Source organism: Kitasatospora sp. NPDC002227, from assembly GCF_040296285.1.
GTDB lineage: Bacteria > Actinomycetota > Actinomycetes > Streptomycetales > Streptomycetaceae > Kitasatospora.
In genome coordinates, this window is sequence record NZ_JBEOWY010000012.1 from 33,957 (window position 1) to 58,640 (window position 24,684).

A 24,684-nucleotide genomic window follows, 5' to 3' on the forward strand; every position below is an offset into this window, starting at 1 on the left:
AGATCCGGAATTGCGTCGTTACACTGGCGGCACCATGTCGAATACAGCCTCGAACCCGCCCGCGCCGCCCACCGCGGCCGCACCGGCCCGGGCGCGCAACCGCCGCTCGGGCACCCAGCTCAGCCCCGAGATGATCATCGAAGCCAGCCTGCGGATCGCCGCCCGCGGCAGCGCCGACGCCTTCACCGTGCGGCGGCTCGGCGAGGAGCTCGGCGCCGACCCGACCGCCGTCTACCGGCACTTCCGCGACAAGGACGAGCTGCTCCTGGAGGTCGCCGACCGCACGCTCGGCGAAGTCCTCGACAGCATCCCCGAGGGCCTGGTCTGGCAGGACCGGATCCGCGCCCTGGCCGACGGCTCGCTGGCCGTCGCGCTCAAGTACCCGGCCGTCGCCTCGGCGATGGCCAGCCGCACCACCCGCCGGGCCAACGAGTTCCGGGTGGTCGAGCTGATCCTGGGCGCCGTCGCCGAGGCCGGCCTGACCGGCGCCGAGGCGGCGGTGCACTACCGGATGGTCGGCGACTCGCTGCTCGCCCTGGTCGGCCAGCGCGCGGCCTATCTGCTCTTCGCCCCCGAGGCCCGGGCGGCGGACGAAGCCGCGTGGTCCCGCGAGTACCGCTCGGTCGACCCCGAGGCGTTCCCGCAGATCACGGCGGTGGCCGGGGAGCTGGCCCAGGTCACCCAGGACGGGGTCTACCGGGTACGGGTCGAGGCGCTGATCACGGCGATCGAGCGCCGCGCGGCGGAGCTGGCGGTACTGCCCGCTCGGGACGAATCTGCGCAACACCGTTGACAACGGCGTTGCGGCGCCGTTCACTCCTGGTCAACCGATCGATCCCCCACTGGTCGATCTCCCGGAGAGGGGCTCCCCCATGGGCCAGGAACCCGCCAGACCGCGTACCACCTCCCCCACCACCACCCGGACCGGCCTGCCGACCGGGCTCGGCCTCGCCTTCGCCCTGGAGGGCGAGGCCCGACGGCGCGGCATGCCCGTCGCCGAAGTAGCCGGCGAGCGGGCCGCACAGCACCTGACGCGCCGTCAGCTGCTCGCGGCAGGAGCCGGAGCGGCCGCCACCGCGGCGCTCACCCCCACCCGCGCGGCCGCCGCCGCACCCGACCCCACCGCCGTCAACCCCGCCACCGCACCCCGGATCGTGATCGTCGGCGCCGGCCTGGCCGGACTGCGCTGCGCGCACCGGCTCTGGACCGGCCCCCGGCCGCTCGCCGCCACCGTCTACGAGGCCGACACCACCCACCTCGGCGGCCGCTGCTGGTCGCTGCGCGGCTTCTTCGGCGACGGCACGGTGAGCGAGCACGGCGGCTCGTTCATCAGCTCCACCGACACCGCCGTGCTGGGCCTCGCCAACGCCTTCGGCCTGAGGACCGAGTACGCAGGCGGCGGCGAGCTCAACTCCGGTACCTATGCCGGGTGGTTCGACGGCGCCCGGTACGACGGCCCGCAGCAGCAGGCCGACTGGGTCGCCGAGGCGTACTCCGCCTTCGCCGCCTCCTATGCCGCGATGGGCACCCCGCGCTGGAACGGCTCCACCGCCGAGGCCCGCCGCCTCGACCAGCTCTCCTGCCTCGACTACCTGGCCGAGATCGGCCTGCCCACCGGCTCCGCGCTGGGCGAGCTCATCCGGTCCGTCCAGTTGCAGAGCGGCGGCGAGCCGGGCCTGGCCTCGGCGCTGGGCATGATCGGCTTCCTGGGCGGCTCCTCGACCTTCGACGGCGCCGCCGGGTTCGACGAGAAGTACCACCTGGTCGGCGGCAACGACCAGCTGGTCAGCCGGATGGTCGCCGCCCTGCCGGCCGGCACCGTGCAGCAGGGTCACCAGCTGGTCGCGGTGGTGCAGAACACCGACGGCAGCTACACCTGCACCTTCGACCGCACCGACGGCGCCGCCCCCGCCGTCTCCGTCCGGGCCGACCATCTCGTGCTCGCCCTGCCGTTCAGCACCCTGCGCGCCGTCGACCTGAGCCGGGCCGGGCTCTCCCCGCTCAAGCTCCGCGCGATCAAGGAGCAGGGCATGGGGCAGAACGCCAAACTGGTCACCCAGCTGCAGACCAAGACCTGGCCCGCCCTCAAGTACAACGGCGTCAGCAACACCGCCCCGGCGGGCTACCAGACCGCCTGGGACGGCTCCGTCCAGCTCGGCCCCAAGGGCGGCCCGGCCCTGCTGGTCAACTTCCCCGGCGGCGACACCGCCCGCACCACCCTGACCGGCACCGCCCACGGCCCGGCCCCGGCCGCCGACGTGGCCTGGTTCCTCGACCAGATCGAGCGGGTCTACCCCGGTACCAAGGCGGCGTACACCGGCCTCGCCTACGAGGACCACTGGTCGCTCGACCCCTGGCACCTGGGCGCCTACCACTACTACCAGGCCGGCCAGTACACCGCCTTCGCCGGCTACGAAGCCGTCCAGGAGAACCGCGTCCACTTCGCGGGCGAACACACCGACGTCGACAACGCCACCCTCGACTCGGCCGTCGCCAGCGGCGAACGGGCGGCGGCGGAGGTCGCGGCGCAGGTCTGACCGTCAGCCGCTCCGGCACCGATGGCGCCGCCCGTTCGCCGGCCTCGGTGCCGGAGCGGCTCCCACCGCCGCCCGGTCCGCCGCCACCGACCGGCTGCGCCCGGCCGCCGCCACGCTCGTCGCCAAGGTGACGGACCGCCGATCCTCGCGGAGTACTGTCTGAACTGCTGACAGCACCTCACTCGCCAAGGAAACGGATCCGCATGAGCACCACCGTCGCCGCCTACGCCGCGCCCGCCGCCGGCGCCCCGCTGGAGCGCACCACCGTCGAGCGCCGCGCGGTCGGCGAGCTGGACGTACTGATCGACATCGCCTTCGTCGGGATCTGCCACTCCGACATCCACCAGGCCCGGGCCGGGTGGGGTGCGGCGATCTTCCCGATGGTGCCCGGGCACGAGATCACCGGGGTGGTGGCCGAGGTGGGGCCGGGTGTGACGGCGTTCGCGGTCGGCGACCGGGTCGGGGTCGGCTGCATGGTCGACTCCTGCCGCACCTGCGAGAACTGCGTGGCGGGCCTGGAGCAGTACTGCACCGGCGGCGGCCCGGTCTGGACGTACAACTCCCTCGGCCGGGACGGGCAGCCCACCTACGGCGGCTACTCGAAGCAGGTCGTGGTGGACCAGCATTTCGTGGTCCGGGTGCCCGACGCGCTCGCGCTGGACGCGGCCGCGCCGCTCCTCTGCGCGGGCATCACCACCTACTCCCCGCTGCGGCACTGGCAGGCCGGCCCCGGCAAGAAGGTCGCCGTGGTCGGCCTCGGCGGGCTCGGGCACATGGGGGTGCAGCTCGCGCACGCGCTCGGCGCCGAGGTGACGGTGCTCTCGCAGTCGCTGCGCAAGAAGGACGACGGCCTGCGACTGGGCGCCGACCACTACCACGCCACCGCCGACCCGGCGACCTTCGAGCAGCTCAAGCGGAGCTTCGACCTCATCCTCAACACCGTCTCCGCACCGCTCGACTTCGCGGCCTACTTCTCGCTGCTGCGCACCGACGGCGCCATGGTCAACGTCGGCCTCCCGGAGGAGCCGGTGCTCGTCAGGCTCCAGTCGCTGGGCGGCCTGCGCCGCAGCATGAGCAGCTCGGGCATCGGCGGCATGGCGGAGACCCAGGAGATGCTGGACTTCTGCGCCGAGCACGGCGTGGCGGCCGAGATCGAGCTCATCCGCGCGGACCAGGTCAACGAGGCCTACGAGCGTGTGCTGGCCAGCGACGTCCGCTTCCGCTTCGTCATCGACACCGCCACGATCTGACGCCGCCCCCGGCGCACCCGCCGCCGACCAGGACTCGATGGCCTGATCTGACAGATCCTGGTCGTTGCAGCCCTCCGTGGCCGGGCGCAATGATCAGGGCATGCCCTCACCGCACCGCGTCGTGATCGTCGCCTTCCAGGGGATCGAACTGCTGGACGCCACCGGACCGGCCGAGGTGTTCTCCGTCGCCTCCCGGGTCGGCGGCGGCGAGCACCCCGGCTATCTCGTGCAGGTCGCGACGCCCGACGGCGGCCCGGTGACCACCTCCAGCGGCCTGCGGCTGATGGCGGACCTGGCCTTCGACCAGGTGGCCGGCCCGGTCGACACCCTGCTGGTGTCGGGGGCCGTCGAGCACGTCGGCGGCGCTGTGCAGCCGGTGATCGACCAGCAGGTGGTCGGGTGGCTGCGCGGTGCGGCGCCGCTGGCCCGGCGCACCGGCTCGATCTGCGCGGGGGCGCACCTGCTGGCCGCCGCCGGGCTGCTGGACGGCCGGCCCGCCACCACCCACTGGCTCACCGCCGGCCGGCTGGCCGCCGACCACCCCGGGGTCCGGGTCGACCCGGACCCGATCTTCATCCGGGACGGCCGGGTGTGGACCTGCGCCGGGGTCACCTCGGGGATGGACATGACGCTGGCCATGGTCGCGGAGGACCACGGCCAGGACCTCGCGCTCGCCACCGCCCGGATGATGGTGATGTACGTCAAACGCTCCGGCGGGCAGAGCCAGTTCAGCGTCCCGCTGTCCGTCCAGACCTCCTCGGACGACCGGATCGACAAGCTGTGCCGGTGGATCACCGAGCACCTCACCGAGGACCTGTCGCTCGAGGTCCTCGCCTTTCAAGCCCACTTGAGCCCACGTCACTTCACCCGCCTGTTCCAGCGGCACACCGCCACGACCCCGGGCGCCTACGTGGAAGCCGCCCGCCTCGAGGCCGCCCGGCAGTTGCTCCAGGACACCGACCACAGCCTGCCCGAGGTCGCCGCCGCGAGCGGACTGGGCTCCGTCGAGACACTGCACCGCGTCTTCCGCCGACGGCTGGGCACCACCCCGGCGGAGTACCGCCGCCGGTTCTGACCCCGCATCACCACACTCCTGCATCCCCGCATCCCCGCGTCCCCGCCCGACGGCCGGCACCCACCGGCCGCGCTCCGCCGTGCCCACCAGCAGACAGACCGAGGAAAGCCATGTCCCGCACGAAGGTCGTCCCGATCCCGGTCATGGGCCGGCACAACATCAACGCCTACCTGCTGCTCGGCCGCCGTCCGGTCATCGTGGACGCCGGTACGCCCGGCAGTGGCCGGAAGATCCTCGACCAGGTCACCGCCCACGGCGTCGACCCGGCCGACATCTCACTGATCGTCATCACCCACGGCCACATCGACCACTTCGGCTCCGCCGCCGAGCTCCACCGCCTCACCGGTGCCCCGCTGGCCGGCCACGTCGCCGACCTCGGCCAGTACCGCTCGGGCCAGGTCCGCGAGCCCTACCTGCCCACCGGCCCGATGGGCCGCGTGATGGCCCGCAACCGCAAGCTCCACGTCAAGGCCGAGCCCTTCGAACCCGCCGTCCTCGTCAGCGGCACCACCAGCCTGGACGACTTCGGCCTCGCCGCCCGCATCATGCCCACCCCCGGCCACACCGCCGGCTCGGTCTCCGTCCTCACCGACGACGGCGACCTGGTCGCGGGCGACCTGATCGCCGGCTCCTTCATGGGCCTCCTCCCCACCAGGCCCGCCAACCCGCCCTTCCACGACGACCCCCGCCAGAACCTCGCCAGCCTGCGCGCCATGCTCGACCTGGGCCCCACCGCCCTCCACGTCGGCCACGGCAGCGCCCTCGACCCCGCCCGCGTCCGCCGCTGGGCCGAGCGGGAGTACGACCGCCTCACCGCCCTCGACGCCGCCGACCGCCTCCCCACCCGCACCGGGTGACAACAGGCGGCGTTTCCAGGGGAATTTTGCCCCGGAGAGGCCACGTCCCGCAGCGGTCTCGCACGCCGGGAAGGGTGCGCGAGACCGCTGCGGGGCCGCCGACCGGTTCGGCGGGTGGTCAGCTGTAGACGACGTTCCACTGCTGGCTGTGGTCGCCGGTGCGGCAGCCCTCGATGGTCGCCTGGCCCCAGGGGTGTGCGGTGAGGCAGCCCTGGTCGCCGTCGGCGGAGTGGATGTAGGCCCCGGCGTCGCCGGCCGCGTACCACCAGCGGGCCCGGGTCGCGGTGTTGTCGTACGGGTTGTACCAGACGTTGGACTCGCTGAGCTCGGCGGTGTCGGAGAACCCTCGGCGGAGGTTCTCGTACCTCTTGCTGTCGCACAGGAGGTTGGCGCAGCTCTGCGTCTCGTACGAGGAGAACACGACGGTGTTCGTGGACGTCATCGTGACGTACCACCACTGGTTGGACTGGCCGCTCTGCGGCCAGGTGTAGACCGCCGCGCCCTGGCTGGTGTTGTGCGCGTAGTCGTCGAGGTACTGGCCGGTGCCGACGTTCTGGACGTGGACCCAGCCGTTCGGGACGGCGGCCTGTGCCGGTGTGCTCACGGCCATGGTGCCGGCGAGAGCGGCGGCGGCCAGTGCTGTCGCGGCGATGGTGTTTCTGATCTTCTTCACGTGCTGATCCCCCGTCGGCTCAGTTGTAGATGATGTTCCACTGCTGGCTGTGGTCCCCGGTCCGGCAGCCCTCGACGGTGACCTGGCCCGTCGGGTGCGCGGTGAGGCAGTCGTTGTTCCAGGCGTCGGAGTGGATGTAGGTCCCGGCGTCCCCGGCGGCGTACCACCACTTCTCCTCACCCGGCAGGCCGCGCGAGAAGCCGCTGCCCCCGACCCACACCTGCTGCGGGCCGAGTTCGCCCTGGTTGTTGCTGTTGCGGGTGAGGTTGCGGTACCACCACGCGTTGAGGCCACCGGACTGCTGGGTCTCGTACGACGAGAAGCTGACCGTGTAGCCGGGGTTGTTCGCCACCCACCACCACTGGTTGGACTGCCCGGTCTGCTGCCAGGTGTAGACCGCCGCGCCCTGGTTGGTGTTGTGCGCGTAGTCGTCGAGGTACTGGCCGGTGCCGACGTTCTGGATGTGGGCCCACCCCTGCGGGACGTCGGCACTCGCGGGCGATGCCAGCATCAACGTGCCGGCCGCCGCAGTGGCGGTCAGCACGGCGGTGGCCACGGCGGCTGCGCTCCTTCTCACGACTCTCTCCTCCGATGAACGGTGTGTGCAGCGGCCCTTGCACGCTGCTGGAAGAGAGGCTGGCCGAGGAGTGTCTACAGCTTGTGTACAGGCAGTACACGACGCAGGCCGGACAGACCCTGGCCGCGGGTCAGCGCCCGGAAGGTCTCCAGTTCCTCCAGCAGGCGGCGGGCGTCCTCCCGGGCCGCGGGCGGCAGGGCGGCCAGCAGCTCGCCGACCGGTACGGGCGGCCGGGCGGCGAGGCGGTGCAGCAGGGGGTCGAGCTGCTGAGGAGTCAGCGCGGTGCGGGTCACGTGCCCGTTGGCGGCGCACAGCAGGGCTCCCCCGGCCGGCGCGTGCAGCACCCGGGTGCGGGCCAGCACCGCCGTGGCGTCGTCCAAGGGCCTCGGTGGCTCGGGCGGCGGCGCGGGGCACAGGCCGGAGGCGGTCAGGTTGCGGAGCGAGACGGCCGTGACCCGGTCCCGCATCCGGTCGGGGTCGCGGTACTCCTGGAAGACCCGCAGGGTCTGCTCGAGCGCCTCGGGCAGCGCGCCGTCCGCCGGCGGTCCGGGCACCGAGAGCGGGGCGGTGGCGGCGGGCAGCCGCACCAGGCCGGCGTCCGGGTCGACCATCGCGTCCGAGGTCTTGCCGAGCAGCAGGTCGTCCACGTCGTAGACCGCCCGGTGCGCCTCCCGCGGCACACCGACGTTGACACTGGTCGCCGACCCGCCGTCGACGCTCTCGCCGACGTGGTAGTAGTCGGCCGGCCAGTACAGCAGGTCGCCGGGCTCGGGCTCGGCAGTGAACGAGCTTGCCAGGTAGGGCTGGTAGTCCAGCACGGTGGTGACCGGCGCCGTCCACGGGCGCTCCCGCCAGAACCGCATCCGCTTGCGGCCCTCGAGGGCGAACAGGAAGGTCGCGAAGCGGTCCTTGTGGACGCCGACCGGGGTGTGCTCGTAGTTGCCGTGGAAGAGCGTGGTGATCGCCCCCGACAGCGGCAGGCCCGTGCGCTCCCACAGCGGTTCGAAGAAGGCCCGCTGGCGCTCCCACTGCCCGGCGTGGAAGGCGTGGAAGGCGTGCACGGTCAACGCGTACCGCGTCTCCTTCGAGAAGGCCGCCAACTCGGTGTCCAGCCGCCGCCGGTAGCCGTCGAAGCTGCCGTCCTCGGCGCACGGGAACCAGCCCGCGGGCTCGGACTGCTGGAAGCGCCCGACCGCGAACTGGGCGTTCGGCGGCATCAGGTACGGGCTCGGCGGCCGGGTGGAGAGCACGGCGGTCGCGAAGACCTCGCCCAGCTCGTAGGGCGCCGGGCGGACGCCCTTGATCAGCACCGGTCGCTGGTCCCAGTAGCGCGCGGCGAACTCGTCCCAGTCGAGGGGGCCTTGGACAACGGCCAGCTCGCTCGCAGGTGCCGTGGTCATCCGTCCGTCCTCCCGCTGTCGGCCAACTCGATCCCACGCAGCCGGTAGAGCTTGCGCAGCAGTGCGGTCACCGCGCCGTTCCGCTCGTCCGCTCCCACCGCCTCGCACAGCTGACTGACCGTCAGTTCCCGTCCGGGCAGCAGGTGTCGGGCGATCCGCTCGCCCGCCTCCCCGCCGACCGGGAAGGCGTGCCCGTTGACCGCCCAGATCCGGCGCCCCGGCCCGTCCGGCTGCCGCACGATCTCGCGCACCACCCGCAGCCGCTGCCCGGGGACGAGAGCCACGTCGGCGCGCGGCTCGGGCGCGGGCTCAAGACCGGCCGAGGAGCACCAGGCCGCCCACCGGGTCCGCAGCGCGGCGGGCAGCTCCGCTCCTGCCGCTGCGGCGCGGGCCGCCTCGCCGATGGCGAGCATGGGGGCGGCCGGCTCACCGTCGGGGGGCGGGTAGGGCAGACAGGGCACCGTGCCGTCGTACTCCAGACGGTCCCGCACCTCCTCGGCCAGCAGGTTCTTGACCGCTCCGGTCGCCAGGCGCTGTGCGCGCGGGACGGAGATCCGCAAGCTCAGGCAGCCGTCGTGGTGTTCGCGCCAGCGGGAGCCCTCCGGCCAGTACAGCAGGTCACCGGCGCCGGCCCGCAGGACGCGGAGCGAGCCGTCGGCCTCGTGCAGCTCGGCCTCCAGGGAGCCTTCGAGGACCCAGGTCAGCACCGCGTGCTCGGAGGCGACGGCCAGGCCCCGGACGCGGGTGAAGCCGTCCCCCTCGGTCAGCTCGGCCTCGACCGGCAGGCACGGCCAGCCGACCTGGCGCCACAGCCCGGCCAGGGTGTCCCGGACCGCCGACCACAACGCGTAGTCGGTGTGCAGGGGTTGGCGCACACTGAGCAGGAATCCCGCGTCCGGCCCGCTGCCGGGCGGCTCGCGGCGCAGCCGGTGCCGGTAGCAGGCCAGGTCCCGGTCGGCGGCGTCGGGCAGCAGCCGCCCCGGCGCGCCGAGCCAGCCGAGCGGGGTGTGGAAGCGCACCTGCGGGAAGGTCCGGAACACCGTGCCGGCCCGGAAGGCCTCGCAGGCGGCGACGATCGTGCGGTGCAGGTGCGCCTGGTCCGCGGGTGCGGCGGCCGGGAGCAGGGCCGGCTCCTTGCCCCAGACCTGGCCGAGGAGTTCGGTCCAGTCGGTCTCGGTCACGCCTGTACCCCTTCGTTCTCGGGCGCCGGGTACTTCGCCGCCAGCAGGGCCGCGTAGGCGGCCAGCGGCTCCAGGCCGGCGGCCGCGCGGCGCTCGTCCACCCGGCCTTCGTCCTCGATCGGGCAGGGCCGCAGCCCGCCGTCCGCGGCCCGCTCGAACTTGGTGCCGTACAGCTGCGGGCGGCCCTCGGCCCGGCGCAGCGAGTCGGTGAGGTAGGCGGCGTCGCGCCGGAGCATGTCGCCCTTGTCGGCCGCGGCCTCGATCAGGGCCAGGCACTCGCGCTGGAACTCCAGGTCGCCGCTGTGGTGCTGGAGCAGGGCGCCGGCCACCGTGGCGGCCTCCGGGCCGACCAGGGCGTGGCCGGGCCAGCCGTGCTCGGCGACCACGCCGCGCAGCCAGGCGATCCCGGCGCCGGTCAGCCGGTCGAGCCGCGCTTCCAGCTCGGTGTCGGTGAAGCCCCCGGCGGCCCAGGGGGCCCGCAGCGCGGCGTCGGTCCGGCCCAGGCGCAGCAGCCGGTCGCGGATCCCGTCGGCTGTCCTGACAGCCGTGCCGGGACGGACGTCTCCGGTGCCGGTCAGGGGGTCGACACGGAGCCGCAGCTTCGTCTCGCTCCAGGAGTACGTGATGCGGCGGCCCGCCTCCGGCCAGTCGAAGGAGACCTCGCCCTCCCGGGGGCCGCGCAGGTCGATCCGGACCCCGCGCCCGGGGTCGGACAGTTCGCCGGGCTGCTCCGGGCCGCCGTGCACGTACTCGACCGCGTCGCGCAGGGCGATGCCGAGCCCGGCGAGGTCCAGCTTCCCGCCCTGGCGGACGGCGGCGACCGGCGGCCAGGGCCGGTCCTCTCCCCAACCGGGGGCGTCGGCCGGGTAGGTGCGCAGCTCGCGGCCCGGCGGCATCCGCATCGCCAGCAGCGGGCCGCCGTCGGCCGCGCGGAAGAAGTAGGGGACGTCGCCACGGGCGAGCTGTTCCGACTCGCCTTCGGTGAACGGGAGTTCTCCTCCGTCCGGATACTCGGCCGTCGGGCGGGCGATCACCCGCACCACGTGCCCGGCGGCCCGCTCGCCGATGAACTCCGCGATCCTGGCGCGATGACGGCACATCAGGGTCCAGGCGTCGAACATGCCGCGCAGCATCGCCGTCAGGTGGGGGCCGTATCCGATGCGGCCCTCGGTGTCGCCGACCACCGTACGGGTCTCGGTCCGGGTCAGGGAGCGGGTCCGCCGCTCCAGTCGCAGCGAGCCGTCCGGCTGCGGGCGCCAGCAGGTCGCGGGGCCGTCCAGCTCGCACCAGCGGGCGGCGTTCTCCAGCCCGGCGTGGTGGTGGGTGGAAATGGCGGGGTCGACCACCAGCCCGGTCTCGAACAGGCGCTCCAGCTGGGCGAAGTACGCCTCCAGGTCGACCGGGTACGGCAACGGTTCGCCGTCGCCCGGGCGCTGACCGATCAGTACGTTGCCGCCGATCAGGTCCGCGATCCCGAACCCGAACGCGGCGGCGGCCAGCGATCCGGCGCGGTGCCAGTAGCGGTCCGCCGCCCCGGTGTCCAGGACGGCGCCGCGCAGGCTCAGCGAGCCCTCGGCACGCAGCACGCCCCAGGCGTCCGGCGGCTCTATCCACTCCTGCCAGGAGTAGCACGCGTGGTCCGGGCCGGTGCCCGGCCGGACTCGCATCGTCGGCAGCCGGATGTCGCCGGACGCCGGCGGCAGCGCGTTGAGCCGGGCGAACACCGAGCCCTCGGCGGCCAGGAACAGGAGCTCGCCGGTCGCCGGGCGCGGCTTGTACGCGAGCCGGCCGCCGTCGGCGAAGTCGACGCGCAGCACCCGCTGGCCGCCGTTGTGCGTCTCCTCGCCGTTCGCCCACAGGCCGGTGACCTTGCGGTCGGCGGGCTGGTCGCGGGCCAGCCGCTCGAGGAAGAGGCTCAGGAAGTCCAGGTACTGCGCGGTCCGTTCGGCGGCGGACGCGGCGGCCTGCTCGGGCGGCCCGGCCGCGCAGCTCTCCAGGGTCTCGCTGAGCAGCGGGCCGAACAGCTCAGCGTTCTCCGCCCGGAGCACCCGCGGATCGAACCGCCCGGTGTCGGCCGGGATTCGCGCGGACCACGCGTCGATCTTCCGCAGCACCTCGTGCAGCGGCGCGAAGCGGGGGTGCGCCAGCGCGAACGCCAGGGCCCGGGCATCGGACGGGCCGCCCAGCAGGCGTTCGACGGCGAGCGTGCCGTCCGGCCCGGGGACGGCCACGGGTGGGAATGCCCGGCCCGCCCGGCCCTCGGCCAGGGCTGTCAGCAACTCCGTCGTTGTGGCAGGGAGTTCGGGAGCACGGGACGTGCCGCCGAGATCGCGCAGTTCCATTCGGCCCCTCCCCGGGCGGTCGAGGTCACGGCCGCGCGGCGCGGCCGGTCAGGCCGTGCCGCGCGGCGTCGTGGTGCTGCACCCTGCCTAGAAACAGCAGTAGACGCCCGCACACGAGGACGAGTGCGGGAAGCTCTCCATCCTGGTCTGCCGGTGCTCCGGAACGTCCTGCTCCAGGTCACCGATCACCAGGTCGAACTCCGCGTCCGCGGTGAGGGCGTCGCCCGGCCGGACCAGCGTCGAATTCTCCATCGAAATCCCCTGACACTAGAAGTGGCACTTCAGGAGTCGGGCACCGCCTGATCGACGGTACCGCGATTTTGATCTGGGGGGGGAGATGCTCCCCGGGGAAATCCTCGGAAACGACTACTGGAGAACGCAGTAGATGCGGATGCAGGTACCGGCTTCCGACGTGCTCTGCGGAACGTCCTGCTCCAGTTCGCCGATCACGAGATCGAACTCCGCGTCGGCGCCGAGGGTGTCACCCTGGCGCGCCTGAAGAGTGGGAGCTGCCATGAGAATCCTCCTGACAAGTGTGGAATACGCCCCGGCCGCGCATGGGCGGGACCGCCAGCCAGTCTTGCCCAGCCCCGACAGGATCGTCAACAGAAAGTCCGCACTCGCACACAGAATTCGATTATCCGAAATCGGGACGGAACAGTAGCTCAACGGCATATCGCTCTCGAACGGGTGAACGTGCGGCGCGGCGCCGCCGGGCGCCGGGCGGGGCGGGGCACCATCGGGGGACTCGGGGGTCGCCCACACCGTCGGAGTCGCTCATGCGCATCCTCCTCGTCGCCAGCGCGTTCAACAGCCTCACCCAGCGCCTCCACGCCGAACTGCGCGAGCGACGGCACACGGTGACGGTCCAGCTGGCCGGGGCCGACGAGGAGCTGCGGGCCGCCGTCCGGGCCGACGCCCCGGACTTGGTGGTCGCGCCGATGCTCCGCACGGCGCTGCCCGCGGACGTCTGGTCCGCGCTCCCCTGCCTGATCGTGCACCCGGGCCCGCCCGGTGACCGCGGCCCGTCCGCGCTCGACTGGGCGATTCACGAGGGCGCCGCCGACTGGGGTGTGACGGTGCTTCAGGCGGATGCGGAGCTGGACGCCGGCCCGGTCTGGGCCGAGGCCTCCTGCCCGCTGCCGCCGCTGGCCAAGAGCGACCTGTACCGGGGCGAGGTCTCGGACGCGGCCGTCCGGGCGGTGCTCGAGGCCGTGGCGCGCTTCGCCTCCGGCACGTACGAACCGCAGCCGCAGCACGGCCCCGGCTGGCGGGCGCCCGACCACACCCGCCCGTACCTGCGCCAGGAGACCCGCCGGATCGACTGGGAGCGGGAGGGCACCGAGGCGGTCGTCCGCAAGCTGCGGGCCGCCGACTCCCAGCCCGGGGTGCTGGACGAGCTGCTCGGCGCCGAGTGGTTCCTGCACGGCGGCCACCCCGAGCGGGCGCTGCGCGGGCGGCCCGGTGCGCTGCTGGCGACCAGGGCGGGTGCCCTCTGCCGGGCCACCGCCGACGGCGCGGTGTGGCTGCCGGAGCTGCGCCGCCGCCGCTCCCCCGGCGGTCCGGCCACCTTCAAGCTGCCCGCCGTGACGGCGCTCGGCTCGGCGCTGCCGCACCTGCCCGAGGCGCCGGCGCTCCACCGTGACGACTGGTCGGACATCCGGTACGCGGAGGACGGCCCGGTCGGCCTGCTGCGGTTCTCCTTCCCCGGCGGCGCGATGAGCACCGACCACTGCCGCCGGCTGCTGGCCGCCTACCGGGAGGCGCTGGAGCGGCCGACCTCGGTGCTGGTGCTCGGCGGCGGCCGGGACTTCTTCTCCAACGGCATCCACCTCAACGTGATCGAGGCGGCGGCCGACCCGGCGGCGGAGTCCTGGGCGAACATCAACGCCATCGACGACCTGGTCGAGGCCGTCCTCACCACCACCGACCGCCTGACCGTGGCGGCGCTGGGCGGGAACGCGGCGGCGGGCGGGGTGATGCTGGCGCTGGCCGCCGACGAGGTGTGGTGCCGCGAGGGCGTGGTGCTCAACCCGCACTACCGGCTGATGGGGCTGTACGGCTCGGAGTACTGGACCTACTCGCTGCCGCGCCGGGTCGGCGGCGCCGAGGCCAGGCGGCTCACCGAGCAGGCGCTCCCGGTGGGCGCCGGGGCGGGCCTGCGCAGCGGTCTGGTGGACCGTGTGCTGCCGTGTCCGCCGCAGGAGTTCGGCCGCCAGGCGGCGAGGCTGGCCCGGCTGAGCGCCGACTCGCCGACGCTGCTCGGCCGGACCGCCGCGAAGAAGGCCGCCCGCGAGGCGGACGAGCGCCTGCGGCCGCTCGCCGAGTACCGGGCCGAGGAGCTGGCCGTGATGCGCCGCCAGTTCTTCGACCCCGCCCAGCCGTACCACGCGCTGCGCACCGCCTTCGTCCGCAAGCAGCCGGGCCCAGGCGTCTGACCCGTTCGGCCCACCCGGCTTGCGCCCGCGCCCGCCGGCCGTGGACCGGCGGACCGGGCCGAGCACTGTTAAGACAGACGTGAGCCGTCGAGTCACGGCTCCCGGTTCTTAGTGAAACACTGCCGAGGAGGCATCCTCATGGGTGCTGCAGCAACGAGCGCCACCGAGACCGACGTGGTGCACATTCTCTGGATCAACGCGGGTCTCAGCTGCGACGGCGACTCGGTCTCCCTGACCGCCGCCATGCAGCCGAGCATCGAGGAGATCGTCACCGGCACCCTGCCGGGCCTGCCGAAGGTCGCCGTCCACTGGCCGCTGATCGACTTCGAGTGCGGGCCGGTGCAGGGCGCCGACAACTTCGTGGAGTGGTTCTTCAAGGCCGACCGCGGTGAGCTCGACCCGTTCGTGCTGGTCGTCGAGGGATCGATCCCGAACGAGCAGATCAAGAAGGAGGGCTACTGGTGCGGCTTCGGGGACGACCCGCGCACCGGCCAGCCGATCACCACCAGTGAGTGGCTGGACCGCCTCACCCCCAAGGCCACCGCGGTGGTCGCCATCGGCACCTGTGCCACGTACGGCGGTATCCACGCCATGGAGGGCAATCCGACCGGCGCGATGGGCGTGCCGGACTACCTGGGCTGGAACTGGAAGTCCAAGGCGGGCCTGCCGATCGTCTGCGTGCCCGGCTGCCCGATCCAGCCCGACAACTTCGCCGAGACGCTGACCTACCTGCTCTACCAGCTGGCCGGTTCGGCGCCGATGATCCCGCTGGACGACAAGCTGCGGCCGGCCTGGCTGTTCGGCGCCACCGTGCACGAGGGCTGCGACCGCGGCGGCTACTACGAGCAGGGCCAGTTCGCCACGGACTACGGCACGCCCGAGTGCCTGGTGCGGCTCGGCTGCTGGGGCCCGGTCGTGAAGTGCAACGTCACCAAGCGCGGCTGGATCAACGGGGTCGGCGGCTGCCCGAACGTGGGCGGCATCTGCATCGCCTGCACCATGCCCGGCTTCCCCGACAAGTTCATGCCGTTCATGGACGCGCCGCCCGGCTCGACGGTCTCCACGGCCGCGAGCTCCGCGTACGGCTCGGTCATCCGGCGGCTGCGCGCGATCACCCTCAAGACCGTCGACAAGGAACCCAAGTGGCGCCGCACCGGCCGCAAGCTGGCGACCGGCTACCGCCCCCCTTGGTGAAACAGGCGGGCCGCCGCTCACCCCGCGCGGCGGCCTGTCCGTCGCTCCACCCACCCCCCTTCAGAAGGGCACGACAGACACGATGGCACCGACCAGCAAGGCAGCCGGGGACGGCAGCGGCCTGGTGGAGATGTCCTGGGACCCGATCACCCGGATCGTGGGCAGCCTGGGCATCCACACGAAGATCGACTTCAAGCAGAAGCGCGTGGCGGAGTGCTACAGCACCTCCTCGGTCTTCCGCGGCTACAGCGTCTTCATGCGCGGCAAGGACCCGCGCGACGCGCACTTCATCACCAGCCGGATCTGCGGCATCTGCGGCGACAACCACGCCACCTGTTCGGTCTATGCCCAGAACATGGCGTACGGCGTGAAACCCCCGCACCTCGGCGAGTGGATCATCAACCTCGGCGAGGCCGCCGAGTACATGTTCGATCACAACATCTTCCAGGAGAACCTGGTCGGGGTCGACTACTGCGAGAAGATGGTCCGCGAGACCAACCCGGGCGTCCTGGAGCTGGCCGAGCGCACCGAATCCCCGCACGCGGGCGACCACGGGTACAAGACGATCGCCGACATCATGCGCTCGCTCAACCCCATCGAGGGCGAGTTCTACCGCGAGGCGCTGCAGGTCAGCCGCTACACCCGCGAGATGTTCTGCCTGATGGAGGGCCGCCACGTGCACCCCTCCACGCTCTACCCCGGCGGGGTCGGCACGGTGGCCACCGTGCAGCTGTTCACCGACTACCTCACCCGGCTGATGCGGTACGTGGAGTTCATGAAGAAGGTCGTGCCGCTGCACGACGACCTCTTCGACTTCTTCTACCAGGCCCTGCCCGGCTACGAGGAGGTCGGCCGCCGCCGCGTCCTGCTCGGCTGCTGGGGCAGCCTGAACGACCCCGACCACTGCGACTTCACGTACCGGAACATGACGGACTGGGGCCGCAAGATGTTCGTCACCCCCGGCGTGGTGGTGGACGGCAAGCTGGTCACCAACGACCTCACCGAGATCAACCTCGGCATCCGCATCCTGCTCGGCAGCTCCTACTACGAGGACTGGGCGGGCAAGGAACTCTTCGTCACCCACGACCCGCTGGGCAACCCGGTCGACCCCCGGCACCCGTGGAACCAGCACACGGTGCCGCAGCCGCAGAAGCGCAACTTCGAGGACAAGTACAGCTGGGTGATGTCCCCGCGCTGGTTCGACGGCAAGGACCACCTGGCGCTGGACACCGGCGGCGGCCCGATCGCCCGGCTGTGGTCCACCGCCCTCTCCGGCCTGGTCGACATCGGCTACGTCAAGGCCACCGGGCACAGCGTGCAGATCAACCTCCCCCGCTCGATGACCAAGCCCGAGGTCACCTTCGAGTGGAAGATCCCTCAGTGGAGCAACGCGATCGAGCGCAACCGCGCCCGCACCTACTTCCAGGCCTACGCCGCCGCGGCCGCCCTGCACTTCGCCGAGAAGGCGCTCGAGGAGGTCCGCGCCGGGCGCAGCCAGACCTGGGAGCGCTTCGAGGTGCCGGACGAGTCGATCGGCTGCGGCTTCACCGAGGCGGTGCGCGGTGTGCTCTCGCACCACATGGTGATCCGGGACGGCAAGATCGCCAACTACCACCCGTACCCGCCGACCCCGTGGAACGCCAGCGTCCGCGACAGCTACGGCACCCCCGGCCCGTACGAGGACGCGGTGCAGAACACCCCGATCTTCGAGGAGAACTCCCCGGAGAACTTCAAGGGCATCGACATCATGCGGGCCGTCCGCAGCTTCGACCCCTGCCTGCCCTGCGGCGTGCACATGTACGTGGGCGGCGGGAAGACCCTGCAGAAGATGCACGTGCCCACCGGTCTGAGCGGGCTCACCGCATGACGGCGGAACAGACCGGCCTGCGGATCCAGCAGGCGCTGGACCAGCTGGCCGAGGGCGGCGCGCAGGAGGCCGGCGAGCAGCTGGTCCGCGAGCTGATGGCCATGTACGGCGACGGCCTGGCCCGGCTGGTCCGGGCCCTGCCCGCCGCCGCGCTGGAGCGGCTGCTCGACGACCCGGCGGTGGCCGGGCTGCTCGTCCTGCACGAGCTGCACCCCGAGGACACCGCCACCAGGATCCGCCGGGCGCTGGCCTCGCTGCCGGAGCCGGTGGAGCTGACCGGCTACGACGCCGCGACGGGCAGCGTCCGGCTGCGGCGCACCCGCGGTGGCTGCGGCTGTGCCGAGCAGGACGTCGAAGCCGCCCTCGCCTGCCACGCACCGGAGGTGGCCTCCGTCCTGCTGGAGCAGGCTCCGCAGCTGCTGCAGATCGGCTCCCGCCCGCCGGCCCCGGCGCAGGCCCGGTGAGCGCCCGCCAGCTCGACCGGCCCGGCACCGCGCTGCTGCGCCGGCTGCGCGAGCCCGCGCCGCCGCAGCCCGAGCGCTGCGCCTTCTGCGACCAGCGCGTCCCGCAGCCGCACCGGCACCTGGTGGACACCGAGGAGCAGGCGCTGACCTGCGTCTGCACCGGCTGCGGGCTGCTCTTCCAGCAGCCCGGCGCCGCCGGGGGCCGCTACCGCAGTGTCCCCGACCGGTACCTGAACGACCCGGAGCACCGGATCGGCGAGGCCGCCTGGGCGGCGCTGGGTATCCCGGTCGGCACGGCGTTCCTGTTCCGCAACGCCCGGCAGGGCCGGCTCGTGGTGCTCTACCCGGGCCCGGCCGGAGCCACCGAGAGCGAACCGGACGAAGCGGCCTGGCAGAGCGCGCTGAGCGGCAGCCGGCTCGCCACCGTGCTCGAACCCGACGTGGAGGCGCTGCTGCTGCGCCACACCGAGAAGGGCGTCGACTGCCTGCTGGTGCCGATCGACGCCTGCTACGAACTGGTCGGGCGGCTGCGCCGATGCTGGCGCGGCTTCGACGGCGGCGCGGAGGCCCGGGGCGAGCTCGACGCCTTCTTCACCCGGCTGGCCGACCGCGCCCGGCCCCTGCGAGAGGACCTCACCCGGTGACCGAGCTCGCCTTCGCCTGCACCGGAGTGCGGTCCGACCCGCACGCCGCCGGGCCCACCCTGCTGTTCCGCCTGCGGATCACCACCCCCGTTACCGACCGGGTGCACGCCCTGGCCCTGCGCTGCCAGCTGCGCATCGAGCCCGCCCGGCGCTCCTACGGCGAGGCGGAGGGCGAGCGGCTGGCCGACCTGTTCGGCGAACGCTCACGCTGGGGCAGCACGCTCAACCCGGTGCAGTTCGCCCAAGTCCCGCTGATGGTGCCCGGGTTCACCGGCGAGACCGAGGTGGACCTGGCCGTGCCGTGCACCTACGACATGGACATCGCCTCGGCCCGCTACCTCAAGGCGCTGGAGGGCGGCGAGGTGCCGCTGCTGCTGCTCTTCTCCGGCACCGCGTTCACCGGCCCCGGCGGCTTCCAGGTCTCCCCCGTGGCCTGGGACCGCGAGGCCGCCGTCCGGATGCCGGTCGAGGTCTGGCGGCAGGCGATGGACCACCACTTCCCCGGCTGCGGCTGGCTGCGCCTGCCCTCGGACGTGATGGACGCGCTGCTCGCCTACCGCTCCCGCCGCGCCCTGCCCTCCTGGGAGGCCACCGTGCGCGAGCTGCTCGGCGCGGCCGAGTTCGCGGAGGTGGCCGGATGAGCCTCTTCGGTCCGGAGACCGAGTCCCGGTTCGCCCAGGCCCGGCAGATCGCCGACGCCGTGCTCTTCGAGGGGTACGTGCTCTACCCCTACCGCGCCTCGGCGGCCAAGAACCGGCTGCGCTGGCAGTTCGGCGTGCTCGTCCCGCCCGGCTACGGCTCGGACGAAGGCGAGCACTCCCACCAGCGCACCGAGTGCCTGATCGAGCCGCGCGCCGGGGACAGCCTGGCCGTCGAGCTGCGCTTCCTGCGCGCGCAGCGGCGTACCGTCGAGCGGGCCACGGCCGACGGCTTCGAGCCGGTCACTTCGCTGGAACTCGCCGACCGGGTCCTGGTGCCGTGGGACGAGGGGGTCGAGGAGCGGATCGAACTCCTGGTCAGCCTCGACGAGTTGGCCGAGGAGCTGGTGCATCCGTTCCGCCTCCCGGCCGGCCACGAGACGGAAGTCCTCGAGCAGGGCGGCGTGCCCGTCGGCCGGTTGCGGCGGCGGCGCGAGGAGGTCAAGGGCAGCCTCCGGCTGGCCGTCCGGCAACTCCAAGGGCCCTACGGGGCGCAGCGGTTGACGGTGGTGGTGCAGAACACCGCCACCTGGCGGCCGGAGCCGGGGGCGGACCGTGAGGCGGCGCTGCCGCGTTCGCTGGTCTCGGCGCACCTGCTGCTCGGCCTCGGCCAGGGCTCCTTCCTGTCGGTGACCGACCCGCCCGAGTGGGCGAAGGGGGCGGTGGCCGAGTGCCGCAACGAGCACACCTGGCCGGTGCTGGCCGGGCCGCCCGGGCGCGGGCGGGTGCTGCTCTCCTCGCCGATCATCCTGGAGGACCACCCGGCGGTGGCCCCCGAGAGCCCGGGGGCGCTCTACGACGCCACCGAGATCGACGAGATCCTCGCCCTGCGGACGGCCGCCCTGACCGACCGCGAGAAGCGCGAGGCCCGGGGCACCGACGAGCGGGCCGGCGCCGTGATCGACCTCGCCGACTCGCTGCCGCCGGAGGTGCTCGAGCGGCTGCACGGCGCCGTCCGGGGCCTGCGCGAAGTCACCGGCAACGCGCCCGACCAGCCCTGGTGGGATCCGGGTGACGACCCCGGGGTCGACCCCTCGAAGGACCAGGTGGTGGTCGACGGCCGGCAGGTCGGCGCCGGAAGCCGTGTGCTGCTGCGGCCCGGGCAGCGGCGTACCGACGCCCAGGACCTCTTCCTGGCCGGGCGCACCGCCGTGGTGGAGGCCGTGCTGCACGACGTGGACGGCTCGGTGCACCTGGCGGTCACGGTGGAGGACGACCCCGGGGCGGACCTCTGGCGGGCCCAGGGGCGCTTCCGGTACTTCCAGCCGGACGAGATCTCCCCCTTGGAGGGGCCGTGAGTGCGGGCCGGGTGCTGGTCGCCGGGATCGGCAACATCTTCCTGAGCGACGACGGCTTCGGGGTGGAGACCCTGCGGCGGCTGCGCGAGCACCCGCTGCCGCCGGCGGTCGAGCTGCTCGACGTCGGGGTACGCGGGGTCCACCTGGCCTACCAGGTCCTCGACGGATACCGGCTGTTGGTGCTGGTCGACGCCACCGCGCGGGGCGGCGAGCCTGGCACGGTCTACCTGATCGAGCCCGAGGCCGGCCCGGTGGAGGAGCTGGTGATGGACGGTCACCGGATGGGGCCGGACTCCGTGCTCGCCCTGCTCGGCACCCTGGCCGCCGGGACGGACGGCTCGCCGCCGGAGCGGGTGCTGGTGGTGGGCTGCGAGCCGCAGTCGCTGGCGGAGGGGATCGGGCTGAGCGCACCGGTGGCCGCCGCCGTCGAGGAGGCGGTCCGCCTGGTCCTCGAAGTGGTCGGCGCCGAGGCGCCCGTGGAGAGAGAGGCATCGAGATGGTGAAGTACCTGTTCGGCCTGGCCGTGCTGGCGGGCGTAGCGGCGCTGGTCCGGCAGAACCTGGACGACCTGAAGCGCTACCTGCGGATCTCGCGGATGTGAGGTCCGGATTGCTGCGAACGGCGTAGCCCCGGGTGTGGCGGCGGCGCGGCTTCGGGCCGCTGCCGCCGCCACCTTCTGTAATGGAGCCCATTGCCCTCCAGCGGCGGGAGCGGGGCCGGTGCACGAGATGTCGATCGCGACGGCGGTGGTCGAGCAGGTGGACGCCGCCGCGCGCGAGCACGGGGTGAGCGCGGTGGCACGGGTGCGGCTGCAGGTCGGCGAGCTGGCCGGGGTGGTGCCCTCCGCCCTCGACTTCTGCTTCGAACTCGCCTGCACCGGGACGCTGGTGGCGGGCGCGGTGCTGGAGACCGAGGCGGTGGCGGCCCGCGCCAGGTGCCTGCCCTGCGAGCTCGAGTGGGCGGTCGGGATGCCGCCGGACTTGGGGTGCCCGGGCTGCGCCGGCTCCCGGGTCGAGCTGCTGGCGGGCCGCGAGCTGCAGATCCTCGGCGTCGACTGGGCCGAGCGCCCGGCGGCGGCCGGGGCCGGACAGGAAGGCTGAGAACCCATGTGTCGCACGGTGGAACTCCGGCAGGCGGTGCTGGCCCGCAACGACGAGGGCGCCCGCGAGCTGCGCGCGCGGCTCGCCGCCCAGGGCACCGTGGCGGTGAACCTGCTCTCCAGCCCGGGTAGCGGCAAGACCGCCCTCCTGGAGGCCGAGCTCGCTCTGGCCCGGGAGCGCGGCCTCGCGGTCGCCGCGCTCACCGCCGACCTCGCGACCGAGAACGACGCCCGGCGCCTCGCCCGTTCGGGCGCGCCGGTCAAGCAGGTGCTCACCGACGGGCTCTGCCACCTGGAGACGGCGATGCTCGCCGCGGAGCTGGACGGCTGGCTGCCCGCCGGCACCCGGCTGCTGTTCGTGGAGAACGTCGGCAACCTGGTCTGCCCCGCCTCCTACGACCTCGGCGAGTCGCTGCGGGTCGCGCTCGCCTCCGTCACCGAGGGCGAGGACAAGCCGCTCAAGTACCCGACCGCCTTCGGGCTGGCCAACCTGGTGCTGGTCACCAAGGCCGACCTCGCGGCGGCGGTGGAGTTCGACCGGCCGGCCTTCCTGGCGAACGTCGCCCGGGTCAACCCCGGGGTGGAGGTGGTGTTCACCTCGGCCCGTACCGGGCAGGGGGCCGGGGCACTGCTCGACCGGGCCTGCGCGGTGCTGGACGGTGCTCCCGCGCACCGGCCGGTGATGGCCGGCGCCCCCGCGCACGAGCACGGCCACTCGCACGCGCACGCCGTACCGGTGGACCTGTCGTGACGGTCGGCCAGGCCGAGGCGGCCGAGCGGCGGCGGGTCGCGGTCCGCGGGGTCGTGCAGGGCGTCGGCTTCCGCCCGTTCGTCTTCGCGCTCGCCGCCGAACTGGGGCTGTCCGGCACCGTGACCAACACCGGCGACGGCGTGCTGGCCGAGGTGGAGGGGCAGCGCGAGGCGGTGGCGGCGTTCTGCCGCCGGGTCGCCAGCGACGCACCGCCGCTGGCCCGGGTCGACTCGGTCGAGCACGCGCCGCTGCCGGCCACCGGCGCACCCGGCTTCGCCATCACCCCCTCCCGGGACGACGGCCCGCGCCTGGCCCTGGTACCGCCGGACACCGCCACCTGCGCGGACTGCCTGGCCGAACTCGCCGACCCGGCCGACCGCCGCTACCAGCACCCCTTCATCAGCTGCACCAACTGCGGCCCCCGCCACACCATCGTCACCGGCCTGCCCTACGACCGGGCCAACACCACCATGGGCGCCTTCCCGCTCTGCCCGGACTGCACCCGGGAGTACACCGACCCGGCCGACCGGCGCTTCCACGCCCAGCCGGTCAGCTGTCACGCCTGCGGGCCCCGGCTCGCCCTCGCCGCACCGGGCCGGCCCACCCTGGAGCGCGACCGCGCCCTCGACCAGGCCCGGCGGCTGCTCCGCGAAGGCGCGATCCTGGCCGTCAAGGGCGTCGGCGGCTACCACCTGGCCTGCGACGCCACCGACGAAGCCGCCGTCGCCCGGCTGCGGCGGCGCAAACGGCGCGGCGCCAAGCCCTTCGCCCTGATGGCCCGTGACCTCGGCGAGCTCCGCCGCCTCGCCGGGCTCGGACTGCTCGAACTGAGCGCCGTCGAGGAGGAGTTGCTCACCGGAGCCGTCCGGCCGATCGTGCTGCTGCGCCGCCTGGGCACGCTACCGGCCGCCCTGGAGGCCGCCGCACCGCGCAGCCCCGACCTCGGCGTGATGCTGCCCTACACCCCGCTGCACCACCTGCTGCTCGCCCCGCCCGGCCCCGGGCTGCTGGTCATGACCAGCGCCAACCTCTCCGGCGAGCCCATCGTCTCCGAGGACCGCGACGCCTTCGCCCGGCTCGCCCCGCTGGTGGACGCCTGGCTCACCCATGACCGCGCCATCCACGTGCCCTGCGAGGACTCGGTGGTCCGGGTGGTGGACGGCGAGCAGCTGCCCGTCCGCCGCTCCCGTGGCTACGCGCCGCTCCCGCTGCAGCTGCCCGTACCGGTCCGCCCGGTCCTGGCCGTCGGCGGGGACCTCAAGAACACCTTCGCGCTGGCCCGGGGCGGCTACGCCTGGCTCTCCGGCCACATCGGGGACATGGACGACCTCGCCACCCTGGACGCCTTCGACCATGCGGTGGCGCAGCTGAGCGCCGTGACCGGCGTCCGGCCCGAGGTGCTCGCGGTGGACCGCCACCCCGGCTACCGCTCCGCGATGCACGCCCGGCGTACCCGCCCGCACCACGAACTGCGGCCGGTGCAGCACCACCACGCCCACATCGCCTCCGTGCTGGCCGAGCACGGCCTGGACGGCAGCCGCTCCGTGATCGGCGTCGCCTTCGACGGCACCGGCTACGGGGACGACGGCGCGGTGTGGGGCGGCGAGGTACTGCTCGCCGACTACGACGGCTACCGCCGCTTCGGGCAGCTCGGGTACGTGCCGCTGCCGGGCGGCGACGCGGCGGTGGTCCGCCCGTACCGGATGGCGCTCGCCCACCTGTGGGCGGCGGGGCTGCCGTGGTCCCCCGGCCTGCCGCCGGTGCGGGCCTGCCCGCCGACCGAACTGACCGTCCTGCGCCGCCAGTTGGAGCTGGGACTGAACTGTGCGCCGACCTCCAGCATGGGGCGGCTGTTCGACGCGGTCTCCTCGCTCGCCGGGGTCTGCCAGCTGGCGGAGTACGAGGCGCAGGCGGCGATCGAGCTGGAGGCCGCCGCCCTCGCGCACCACGCCTCGGACGGCTATGCCTTCGGACTCCACTGGCGAGGCGGTGTGTTGACCGCCGATCCGGCGCCGGTCCTGACGGCGGTGCTCGCCGACCTCGGCGCCGGCGCCTCCGCCGGGCTGGTCGCGGCCCGGTTCCACCGGGCGGTGGCCGAGCTGGTGCGCTCGCTCTGCCGGGCCGCCCGGGAGGAGTACGGCCTGGAGACGGTCGCGCTGACCGGCGGGGTGTTCGCCAACGCGCTGCTCGCCGCCGACTGCCTGCGGGGCCTGCGGGCGGACGGCTTCACTGTCCTGCGGCACCGCCGGGTGCCCCCCAACGACGGCGGGCTGGCGCTCGGCCAGCTGATGGTGGCCGCCCGGGCCGGTGGGCCGGGCAGCAGCTGAGAGGAGAGACGG

24 protein-coding genes are annotated in these 24,684 nt (G+C 73.6%); 17 read left to right on the forward strand and 7 right to left on the reverse strand.

The window, feature by feature from the left end:
• Positions 1 to 34: 34 nt before the first annotated feature.
• The 5 genes from ABT095_RS13430 to ABT095_RS13450 all read left to right on the forward strand — a co-directional run bounded on the left by ABT095_RS13430 (position 35) and on the right by ABT095_RS13450 (position 5,719).
• Positions 35 to 793, forward strand: coding sequence for a TetR/AcrR family transcriptional regulator (locus tag ABT095_RS13430; protein ID WP_350529502.1), 759 nt, complete (start codon positions 35 to 37; stop codon positions 791 to 793).
• 79 nt (positions 794 to 872) lie between these two features.
• Positions 873 to 2,537, forward strand: coding sequence for a flavin monoamine oxidase family protein (locus ABT095_RS13435; protein ID WP_350529503.1), 1,665 nt, complete (start codon positions 873 to 875; stop codon positions 2,535 to 2,537).
• A gap of 203 nt (positions 2,538 to 2,740) precedes the next feature.
• Positions 2,741 to 3,787 carry an NAD(P)-dependent alcohol dehydrogenase gene (locus ABT095_RS13440; RefSeq protein WP_350529504.1) on the forward strand — a complete coding sequence of 349 codons (1,047 nt, stop codon included), beginning with the start codon at positions 2,741 to 2,743 and terminating at the stop codon, positions 3,785 to 3,787.
• Positions 3,788 to 3,887: 100 nt separating this feature from the next.
• Positions 3,888 to 4,862, forward strand: a complete 975-nt coding sequence (locus tag ABT095_RS13445; RefSeq protein ID WP_350529505.1) for a GlxA family transcriptional regulator — start codon at positions 3,888 to 3,890, stop codon at positions 4,860 to 4,862.
• A gap of 110 nt (positions 4,863 to 4,972) precedes the next feature.
• Positions 4,973 to 5,719, forward strand: a complete 747-nt coding sequence (locus tag ABT095_RS13450) for an MBL fold metallo-hydrolase (RefSeq protein ID WP_350529506.1) — start codon at positions 4,973 to 4,975, stop codon at positions 5,717 to 5,719.
• A gap of 118 nt (positions 5,720 to 5,837) precedes the next feature.
• Here ABT095_RS13450 and ABT095_RS13455 read toward each other — a convergent pair whose 3' ends face one another.
• The 7 genes from ABT095_RS13455 to ABT095_RS13485 form a co-directional block, all read right to left on the reverse strand.
• The gene (locus tag ABT095_RS13455) at positions 5,838 to 6,392 is read right to left on the reverse strand and encodes an RICIN domain-containing protein (protein ID WP_350529507.1); all 555 of its coding nucleotides are present in this window, start codon (positions 6,390 to 6,392) and stop codon (positions 5,838 to 5,840) included.
• Between the two features lie 19 nt (positions 6,393 to 6,411).
• Positions 6,412 to 6,969 carry an RICIN domain-containing protein gene (locus ABT095_RS13460; protein ID WP_350529508.1) on the reverse strand — a complete coding sequence of 186 codons (558 nt, stop codon included), beginning with the start codon at positions 6,967 to 6,969 and terminating at the stop codon, positions 6,412 to 6,414.
• 74 nt (positions 6,970 to 7,043) lie between these two features.
• Positions 7,044 to 8,369, reverse strand: a complete 1,326-nt coding sequence (locus ABT095_RS13465) for a JmjC domain-containing protein (RefSeq protein ID WP_350529509.1) — start codon at positions 8,367 to 8,369, stop codon at positions 7,044 to 7,046.
• On the reverse strand, positions 8,366 to 9,550 hold the full coding sequence (locus ABT095_RS13470) for a hypothetical protein (RefSeq protein WP_350529510.1): 1,185 nt from the start codon (positions 9,548 to 9,550) through the stop codon (positions 8,366 to 8,368). The genes ABT095_RS13465 and ABT095_RS13470 overlap by 4 nt, the downstream gene beginning before the upstream one ends.
• Positions 9,547 to 11,892, reverse strand: a complete 2,346-nt coding sequence (locus ABT095_RS13475; RefSeq protein WP_350529511.1) for a DUF4135 domain-containing protein — start codon at positions 11,890 to 11,892, stop codon at positions 9,547 to 9,549. Before ABT095_RS13475 ends, ABT095_RS13470 begins: the two co-directional genes overlap by 4 nt.
• An 87-nt stretch (positions 11,893 to 11,979) precedes the next feature.
• Positions 11,980 to 12,144, reverse strand: a complete 165-nt coding sequence (locus ABT095_RS13480) for a hypothetical protein (RefSeq protein WP_350529512.1) — start codon at positions 12,142 to 12,144, stop codon at positions 11,980 to 11,982.
• Between the two features lie 114 nt (positions 12,145 to 12,258).
• A complete protein-coding gene (locus tag ABT095_RS13485; protein WP_350529513.1) occupies positions 12,259 to 12,408 on the reverse strand; it encodes a hypothetical protein in 150 nt (49 codons plus the stop codon).
• A gap of 263 nt (positions 12,409 to 12,671) precedes the next feature.
• On the opposite strand from ABT095_RS13485, the gene ABT095_RS13490 reads away from it, so the two are divergent.
• From ABT095_RS13490 to hypF, 12 genes are all read left to right on the forward strand, one after another.
• Positions 12,672 to 14,330 (forward strand): hydrogenase maturation protein, encoded by a 1,659-nt coding sequence (locus tag ABT095_RS13490; protein ID WP_350529514.1) that lies wholly within the window; start codon positions 12,672 to 12,674, stop codon positions 14,328 to 14,330.
• Between the two features lie 138 nt (positions 14,331 to 14,468).
• Entirely contained in the window at positions 14,469 to 15,524 is a 1,056-nt protein-coding gene (locus ABT095_RS13495) for an NADH-quinone oxidoreductase subunit B family protein (RefSeq protein WP_350529515.1), read from the forward strand.
• An 82-nt stretch (positions 15,525 to 15,606) separates the two neighbouring features.
• Positions 15,607 to 17,391 carry a nickel-dependent hydrogenase large subunit gene (locus ABT095_RS13500; protein ID WP_350529516.1) on the forward strand — a complete coding sequence of 595 codons (1,785 nt, stop codon included), beginning with the start codon at positions 15,607 to 15,609 and terminating at the stop codon, positions 17,389 to 17,391.
• Positions 17,388 to 17,855, forward strand: a complete 468-nt coding sequence (locus tag ABT095_RS13505) for a NifU-related iron-sulfur-binding protein (protein WP_350529517.1) — start codon at positions 17,388 to 17,390, stop codon at positions 17,853 to 17,855. The genes ABT095_RS13500 and ABT095_RS13505 overlap by 4 nt, the downstream gene beginning before the upstream one ends.
• Positions 17,852 to 18,499 (forward strand): DUF5947 family protein, encoded by a 648-nt coding sequence (locus tag ABT095_RS13510; protein ID WP_502884868.1) that lies wholly within the window; start codon positions 17,852 to 17,854, stop codon positions 18,497 to 18,499. The genes ABT095_RS13505 and ABT095_RS13510 overlap by 4 nt, the downstream gene beginning before the upstream one ends.
• Entirely contained in the window at positions 18,496 to 19,140 is a 645-nt protein-coding gene (locus ABT095_RS13515) for a DUF6084 family protein (RefSeq protein ID WP_350529518.1), read from the forward strand. The genes ABT095_RS13510 and ABT095_RS13515 overlap by 4 nt, the downstream gene beginning before the upstream one ends.
• A complete protein-coding gene (locus ABT095_RS13520; protein ID WP_350529519.1) occupies positions 19,137 to 20,495 on the forward strand; it encodes a hypothetical protein in 1,359 nt (452 codons plus the stop codon). The genes ABT095_RS13515 and ABT095_RS13520 overlap by 4 nt, the downstream gene beginning before the upstream one ends.
• Positions 20,492 to 20,998: a hydrogenase maturation protease gene (locus ABT095_RS13525; RefSeq protein WP_350529520.1), complete on the forward strand. Its 507-nt coding sequence runs from the start codon at positions 20,492 to 20,494 to the stop codon at positions 20,996 to 20,998. Before ABT095_RS13520 ends, ABT095_RS13525 begins: the two co-directional genes overlap by 4 nt.
• Entirely contained in the window at positions 20,992 to 21,096 is a 105-nt protein-coding gene (locus ABT095_RS38850) for a DUF6893 family small protein (RefSeq protein ID WP_502884869.1), read from the forward strand. The genes ABT095_RS13525 and ABT095_RS38850 overlap by 7 nt, the downstream gene beginning before the upstream one ends.
• 127 nt (positions 21,097 to 21,223) lie before the next feature.
• Entirely contained in the window at positions 21,224 to 21,595 is a 372-nt protein-coding gene (locus ABT095_RS13530; protein ID WP_502884870.1) for a hydrogenase maturation nickel metallochaperone HypA/HybF, read from the forward strand.
• Between the two features lie 6 nt (positions 21,596 to 21,601).
• Positions 21,602 to 22,345, forward strand: a complete 744-nt coding sequence (gene hypB / locus ABT095_RS13535; protein WP_350529522.1) for a hydrogenase nickel incorporation protein HypB — start codon at positions 21,602 to 21,604, stop codon at positions 22,343 to 22,345.
• Complete coding sequence (hypF, locus tag ABT095_RS13540) at positions 22,342 to 24,672, forward strand: carbamoyltransferase HypF (RefSeq protein WP_350529523.1); 2,331 nt, start codon at positions 22,342 to 22,344, stop codon at positions 24,670 to 24,672. The genes hypB and hypF overlap by 4 nt, the downstream gene beginning before the upstream one ends.
• Positions 24,673 to 24,684: the final 12 nt, after the last annotated feature.